Consider the following 6918-nt stretch of genomic DNA (forward strand, 5'->3'; position numbering starts at 1 on the left):
AGGCCCGGCCCGTCCCCGAGGCTCGCGGACGGCATCAGGCCCAGAGAGCCCGGCAGGACCGCCGCGAGGTCCGAGAGGATGTCCCCGAAGAGGTTCTCCGTGAGGATCACGTCGTAGCGGGTGGGGTCCGTGACGAGCAGCATCGCGGCGCTGTCCACGTACTCGTGCCGCAGGCCGATCGCGGGCGCCTCGCGGTCCCGCAGCGCCGTGACCGTCTCGCGCCACAGCTCGCTGACCTCCAGGACGTTCGCCTTGTCCACGCTCGTGACGTGCCCGCGCCGCTGCCGCGCGGCCCAGAAGGCCACCCTGGTGACGCGCTCCACCTCGCCGCGGGTGTAGCGCATGGTGTTGTGGGCCTCCGTGTCGGTGCGTCCGCGCGCCGGGTCGAAGTAGGCGCCGCCGAGCAGTTCGCGCACGATGAGGACGTCCACGCCGCGCGCCCGCTCGGGCCGCAGGGGGGAGAGGTGTTCCAGCCCCGGAAGCACCCGCACGGGCCGCAGGTTCGCGTACACGCCGAGCGCGGCGCGCAGCGCGAGCAGACCCGTCTCCGGACGGTTCGCGCGCGGCCGGGCGTCCCATTTCGGTCCACCGACGGTGCCGAGCAGCACGGCGTCGGCGGCCTTCACCTTCGCCTCCACCTCGGGGGGGAAGGGGACGCCCGCCTCGTCGATGGCGTGCCCGCCGATGGGGAGCTCTTCGAGCCGGACGTCGGGCGCCACCTCGCGCAGGACCCTGGTCGCGGCGCGCGTCACCTCGGGGCCGATCCCGTCGCCGGGCAGAACGATCACGTGCTTGTTCATGTCTTCCAACCTCCAGTGCCGGACGGGCGCGGCTGCGTTGGACGGATGCTACCGGATGCCCCCGCGAGCGGCACGAACGGACGTTGGATGCGGTCCTGCTCACCATGAAAAACCGCACACATGTCATCATATTTCTCATGACTGTCACACTGTCTTCTCGTGTGACGGTGGCGCTGCTCGCGCTGTCCGCCGTCGTCACCGCCTGCGCTCCCACCGCCACCCTGCACGTTCAGAGCGCCGAACGCACCCTCACCCTCCGGGTGGAGGGCGTCACCGCCGCCGACTTCGTCGTCACCGGCACCGCCGAACCCTTCTTCGAGACCGTCGCGGGCACCCGTGTCATCCCCTCGCTCCCGCCTGGAGAGTACACCGTCACGCCCCAGGCGCGCGGCGCCGCGGCCGTCCCGCCCGCCCAGCAGGCCGACCTGCGCGCGGGCGACGCCACCCTCGTGTTCGTCTACCCCAGATGAGAACGACCACGAGCTTGCGGACGCCTCCAGGTCGCCGCACCGCTATTCTTGCTGAGACTGATGAATACTCTCTCAGAAACATTAAGAGCAGTCGCTCTGCTGCCACTGGCGGCGATCGTCGGCGCCTGTAGCCAGCCCGGCGCCCCCACCGTCCCCACGGCGAACCTCACGGTGAACGTCACGGGTGTCCCCACGACCCTCGTCTCCGTCTCCGGTTCCGGCATCACCCCCCTCGCGGGTGACGTCACCGGCAGCAAGACGTTCAGCGGACTCCCGCGCGGCGCCTATACCGTCACCGGCGCGGACATCGCCGGGTACACCACCCCCGCCGTGCGCCAGGCCGACCTGAGCGGCGGTGACGCGGCCGTCACGCTGACCTACGTCAAGGTCGACCGCGCCGCGCTCACCCTGTCCGTCAAGGGCGTGGACCGCGCGCCCGTGCTCGTCACGGCCGGCAGTACCGTGCTGTACGGCGGGGACGTCACGGGAGACCTCGTCCTGAACGACCTGCCCCGCACCAGCGTCACCGTCACGCCCCAGGCGGTCGGCGGCCGACTCGAACCCGAGCCCGCCGTCGTCGACCTCACCTCCGGTACCGGCACGGCGACGCTCACCTACCTCGACGCCGGTATTCCAGGTGACCACCTTCAGGGCACCCTCCAGTCCTGGACCGGGGTGAGCGGCAAGACCATCTCAAGCCCGTACTCCACGACCACCGTGGGCACCGACGGACGCTTCGACCTGCAGCTGCCGCCCGTCATGAACGCCTACGACCTCAACGACCTGCGGTACTTCGGCTGCGGCGGGCTCACCGTCACCGACAACGTCCGGTACCGCGAGTTCGGTCCGGTGTACTACGTCGCCACCGACGGATCGATCAACTACGGGCTCGCGGTCGAGCGGCCCAACGACGTCACGATCAAGAGCGGCGTCGGCAGCGAGACCCTCACCCGCATCTACGCCGACCACCCCGGCACCGCCACCGGCGTCACCGGCTGCGGCCCCGTGCGCGCCAGCGTCAACCTGCGCCTTCGTACCGGCTGGAACGTCGTGCGCATCCACGTGGACGCCGTCGACGCGGACGGCAACGTCACCGCCGTCACGTACACGACGTCACCCGTCGTGACCGCCAGCACCTTCGCCTTCACTAAGACGTCGGGCTCCTTCAACGTCGGCCTCGACGCTCCGTACGGCTCCCTGTCCGTACCCGCCGGGGGCAGCACGACCGTCGGCGCCACCATCAGCACCTTCAACGACTTCACCGGCACCGTCAACGTGGACTACGTCGACGGCCTCGGGCAGCCCGTCCCCGGCATCACCGTCTCGCCCACCTCCTTCGAGGTGAAGTCCGACGGCACGATCGCGGCCGCGTCCTCCGAGGGGAAGATCGGCGCGCTGGGCCTGCGCGCCCTCGGCTCCACCAGGACCTTCACGGTCAGCGCGTCGGCGGACTCCGCGAGAGGAATTCGCTACGGCACGCTGCGTTTCCGGTCCGGCGCGGCGACTTCCACGCCGAGCCTGACCCTCAACGTGCAGCGTTCAGGCTTCGACCTCTACTTCTCCGGCTTCTACAACGGTACGGGCAAGCTCACAATCGGGCCCGGTGAGTCCAATCAGAACACCTACGCGTACGTCGACGCGTACGACGGATTCCAGGGCAAGGTGACGCTGACGCTCGAAGGCGCTCCATCGGGCGTCAGCGTGTCCTCACCCGTCGTCAACGTGGGGAACGGCTCCACGAGCTTCTACCCGACGTTCAACGCGGCACTCGGCACGACACCGGGAAGCTACGCCGTGAAGCTCGTCGGGACGAGCGGAAGCGTCCGCGCCGAGGTGCCCTTCACCCTGGTGGTGCTCGCGCCGACGGTCACGGTCTCCATCGCACCTAAGCCCGTCTATCAGGGCGAAACCACGAAGAGTGTCGTCACCGTCGCTTCGAAGTACGGGTTCTCCGGAAACGTGAACCTGAGCGCCGTGGAGCTGCCCGCAGGAGTCACGCTGAGCGGTGCCACGACCGTCGCGGTTCCCTCGAACGGCGAGATCACCGTGAACCTCGGCATCTCAGCGAGCGTCGACGCAACCGTCGGGAGCACCGACGTCCAGCTCGTCGGAACCGCCACGGACGTCTCCGTTTCCGCGAACTTCACGCTCGTTTCCCGCCCCCGACGTCTGGCGACGCGCACCACCTCCGTCTCGAAAACCCTCCTCGACGGGGACGGCAACCCCTGGGTCTTCGACCCATCGAATACGGGAGCGTTCGTGAAGGTGGTGTCGGGAGGTTCGAACCTCAAGGTCACCGTCGACGCCGGATACGTCGACGCGACCACCGGAGGCGACGGCAACATCTGGTACACGTCGAGCACGTACGTCTACAGTCCCACTTACGCGTACGTCTACACGGTCGTCAGGATCGATCGCGCCACCGGCGAGAAGACCATCTGGAACCTGCCCCGGTCGGCGTCCGCCGTGCAGGTGGACGCCAGGGGCCGGGTGTACTATGCGTCCGGCTACAGTCAGGCCGCGCTCTACCGCTACGACACCTCGACATCGTCCGAGACGAGCCTCGTCACCCTTCCCTCCTCCTATTACGGCGGTCCCGTCAAGCTCGGACCGGACGGCAACCTCTACGTCGTGACCTCGTCGTACGGCTCCTCGGGATACACCTCCACCGTGACCCGCGTGAACGGGAACACCGGCGTGACCACCACGGCGACCGTGCCCGGGATGAGCAACATCTCGAGCTTCCTGCCGGGCGACGGCTTCGTCTGGGTCTACGGGTACACCTCGGCGGGCGCCCGCCTGGCCAAGTACGTTCTGGGCGCCGAATCCGCCAACTCCTACGCGCTTCCGTCCGCGCAGACCTACTCCTCGTACTCCGTCGACGACCTCCTCTGGGACGCCACCGGCAAGATCTGGACGGTGTCGTCGTCGTACGCCCTGCTCTTCGATCCGACCGCCGGAACATTCAAGGTCGTCAACGCGTACGAACCCGAGCGATCGTTCGGCGGTAGCTTCGCTGCCGCCGCAGGGACTGGCCTGTGGTACGGCTGGGGCAGCAGCGACGGCGCGTGGCTCACGAAACTCGTCCCCTGAGCTCGACCTGCGAAAGAACGGCAAGGAGGGCCTCGTCTTCGGAGGCCCTCCTTGCCGTACACCGTGCGCTCCTCAGGCGGTCACGGCGCTCGCGGCCATCCGCTCGTACTCGTCGATGTTCGCGCGGATCACGTCCAGGCTCGCGCGCCAGAAGGCCGCGTCGCGCACGTCGATGCCGAATCGCGCGCCGAGCTCGGCGGCGTCCGCCATGCCCGTCGAGGCGAGCAGGTCGTCGTAGCCCGCCCGGAAGGCCTCGGGGTCACGCTGGAACACCGCGTACAGTCCCAGCCCGAACAGCAGCCCGAAGGTGTACGGGTAGTTGTAGAAGCTGCGCTGCGGCATGTAGTAGTGCCCCTTCACCGCCCACATGTAGGGGTGCAGGTCGTCCGAGAGGCCGTCTCCGTAGGTCGCGCGCTGCGCCGCGAGCATCAGGTCGCCCAGCTCCCCCGCGCTGAGGTCGCGCTTCTCGCGGCCCTCGAACACGGACTTCTCGAACAGGAAGCGCGAGTGGATGTCCACCACGACCTGCGCGTGCCCCTGCAGCTGCGTCTCCAGGATGTAGAGCTTCTCGTCGCCCTCGGCGCCCGCGAGCGCCGCGTTCACCGCGATCGTCTCGCAGAAGATGCTGGCCGTCTCCGCGAGCGTCATCGGCAGGGCGCGCTGCAGGGGCGTGCGCCCTGCCTCGGCGAGGCAGAGGTTGTGGTAGGCGTGACCCAGCTCGTGCGCGAGGGTGCTGACGCTGTCGAGGCTCGGCTCGTAGTTCATCAGGATGCGGCTCGCGTCCCCGCTCCACGACATGCAGAACGCCCCGTCCCGCTTGCCCGGCGCGGGCGGCACGTCGATCCAGTCCTCGCGGAACGCGCGGCCCGCGAACGCCCCGAGCTTCTCCGAGTACGTGGAGAACTGCTCCACCACGAAGGTCTTCGCCTCGTCGTAGGACCACGCGCGGCCCGACGTGCCCATCGGCGCGAACAGGTCGTGGAAGGGGAGACGCTCGTGGCCGAGCAGACGCGCCTTCGCGCGGAAGTAGCGCCGGAAGTCCGGCAGGCTCTCCTCCACGGCGGCCTGCATCGCCGCGAGGGTCGCGGCGTCGATGGCGTTCTGCGGCAGCGTCGGCTCCACCGCGTCCCGGTAGCCGCGACGACGGTTGACGACGTTGAGTTCACCCTTGATGCCGTTGAGGGCCGCCGCGAGCGGCACCTCCACCGACGACCACGCGGCGAGCTCCGCCTCGTACGCCTCGCGGCGCGTGGCGGCGTCCGCGTCGGACGCGAGGTTGCGGATCGCGGACATCGGGAGCCGCTCGCCGCGGAACTCCACCAGCATCTGGCTCGTGACGTTCCCGTGCAGCTTGGACCACGCGCCGCCGCCGGAGAGGCGCAGCAGGTTCGCGAGCTCCTCCTCGGCGGGGCTCATCTGGTGCCGGGCGCCCTCCTCGGCGCGGCGCAGCGCGTACTCGTGCGCGCGCGCCACGTCCGAGGACGAGATCACCTCGTCCAGCACGCCGCCGAGACCGCCCACCCAGGCCTCCAGGCGCGTGCCGAGCTGCCCGAGCGCCACCGTGCGGACCTGCAGTTCGCTCGCGCGGGCCTGCGCCTCGGCGTCGCGGGAGTCGGTCGTGACGAACGCCTGGATGTAGGCGCGCACCTCGCCGAGCCGCTCGTGGAGCGCGTTCGTCTCGGTGATCACGCGGTCGAGCCGCGCCGCCGCGTTCTCGCCACCGCCGCCCGCGCGGACGCCCAGCTCGTCGTACGTGCCCACGAGGGCGCTCACGCCCTCGCAGACGGTCTCGAAGGCGCTCGTGAACTCGGGCGAGGACAGGGAGGGAAACAGGGACGCGGTGTCCCAGCGAGGCAGGTTGTCCATGCGGGGAGTGTAGCGCCCGCAACGGAAGCGCCCGCTAGGCGACATGGCCTAGCGGGCGCTCACTTCACGTGCCTGACACGTCATCCGCTTCGGGCAGGAGCAACCCCCCGAGCAGCACGAGGGTACCGCCCAGACCCGCGACGACCGCCACGAGGTCCGCACGGCCCACGATCCCGAGCGCCCCGGTCCCCTCCAGGACCGCCAGCCGAAGCCCCGCCGCGAGCACGGAGAGCAGACCCTGCACGCGGCCCGCGCAGGCATCGGCGGACGCGACCAGCGTCGCCGTGCAGGCCGTCCCGACGACGGCACTCAGCACGCCGAACACCGCCGAGAAGGTCAGCAACGTCCCGACCGACGCGTCCGAGACGCCGAGCGAGACGAGCGCGAGCGGCATCAGGGCCGCCGCCGTCCACAGCCACGACGGCCGCCAGACGGACCAGCGCGCCACGGCCGCGCTCGCCAGCGCGCCGGACAGCATGCCCACGCTCAGGTACAGCCCGAACGACGCGGACGAAGCGGCGCGCGTCCACAGGGGCAGATTCACGAGCGGCAGCGCTCCCCAGATCAGCTGAGCCGACGTGAACACCGCGAGGCTCCGCCAGCGCCGACGGAGGTGAAGCGCGGCGGCGCTCCACGACGACGGGGGCGCCGTGCGTGCGGGCAGGCAGCCGCCCGCCGAACGCCGCGTC

5 protein-coding genes are annotated in these 6918 nt (G+C 70.0%); 2 read left to right on the plus strand and 3 right to left on the minus strand.

Annotated elements, in window-relative coordinates:
* Positions 1-800: 3-isopropylmalate dehydrogenase (gene leuB / locus DEIPI_RS31115; RefSeq protein WP_045234332.1), on the minus strand; the 800-nt coding region annotated here is incomplete at its 3' end.
* Between the two features lie 137 nt (positions 801-937).
* Here leuB and DEIPI_RS0113770 point away from each other — a divergent pair.
* Together DEIPI_RS0113770 and DEIPI_RS0113775 are read left to right on the plus strand one after the other, a co-directional pair.
* The gene (locus tag DEIPI_RS0113770; RefSeq protein ID WP_157463654.1) at positions 938-1270 is read left to right on the plus strand and encodes a hypothetical protein; all 333 of its coding nucleotides are present in this window, start codon (positions 938-940) and stop codon (positions 1268-1270) included.
* Positions 1271-1330: 60 nt separating this feature from the next.
* The gene (locus tag DEIPI_RS0113775; protein WP_157463655.1) at positions 1331-4363 is read left to right on the plus strand and encodes an NHL repeat-containing protein; all 3033 of its coding nucleotides are present in this window, start codon (positions 1331-1333) and stop codon (positions 4361-4363) included.
* A 72-nt stretch (positions 4364-4435) separates the two neighbouring features.
* Here the strand turns inward: DEIPI_RS0113775 and DEIPI_RS0113780 are convergent, their stop codons facing one another.
* On the minus strand, positions 4436-6229 hold the full coding sequence (locus tag DEIPI_RS0113780; protein WP_045234324.1) for a M3 family oligoendopeptidase: 1794 nt from the start codon (positions 6227-6229) through the stop codon (positions 4436-4438).
* A gap of 64 nt (positions 6230-6293) precedes the next feature.
* Positions 6294-6918: hypothetical protein (locus DEIPI_RS0113785; protein ID WP_211238295.1), on the minus strand; the 625-nt coding region annotated here is incomplete at its 5' end.

This window comes from Deinococcus pimensis DSM 21231 (genome assembly GCF_000519345.1).
Classification (GTDB): domain Bacteria; phylum Deinococcota; class Deinococci; order Deinococcales; family Deinococcaceae; genus Deinococcus_A; species Deinococcus_A pimensis.

Excerpts from the sequence above, each read along its gene's own strand:
- DEIPI_RS0113775 (WP_157463655.1), top strand. The coding sequence starts at position 1,331 with ATGAATACTCTCTCAGAAACATTAAGAGCAGTCGCTCTGCTGCCACTG.
- DEIPI_RS0113770 (WP_157463654.1), top strand. The coding sequence starts at position 938 with ATGACTGTCACACTGTCTTCTCGTGTGACGGTGGCGCTGCTCGCGCTG.
- DEIPI_RS0113780 (WP_045234324.1), bottom strand. The coding sequence starts at position 6,229 with ATGGACAACCTGCCTCGCTGGGACACCGCGTCCCTGTTTCCCTCCCTG.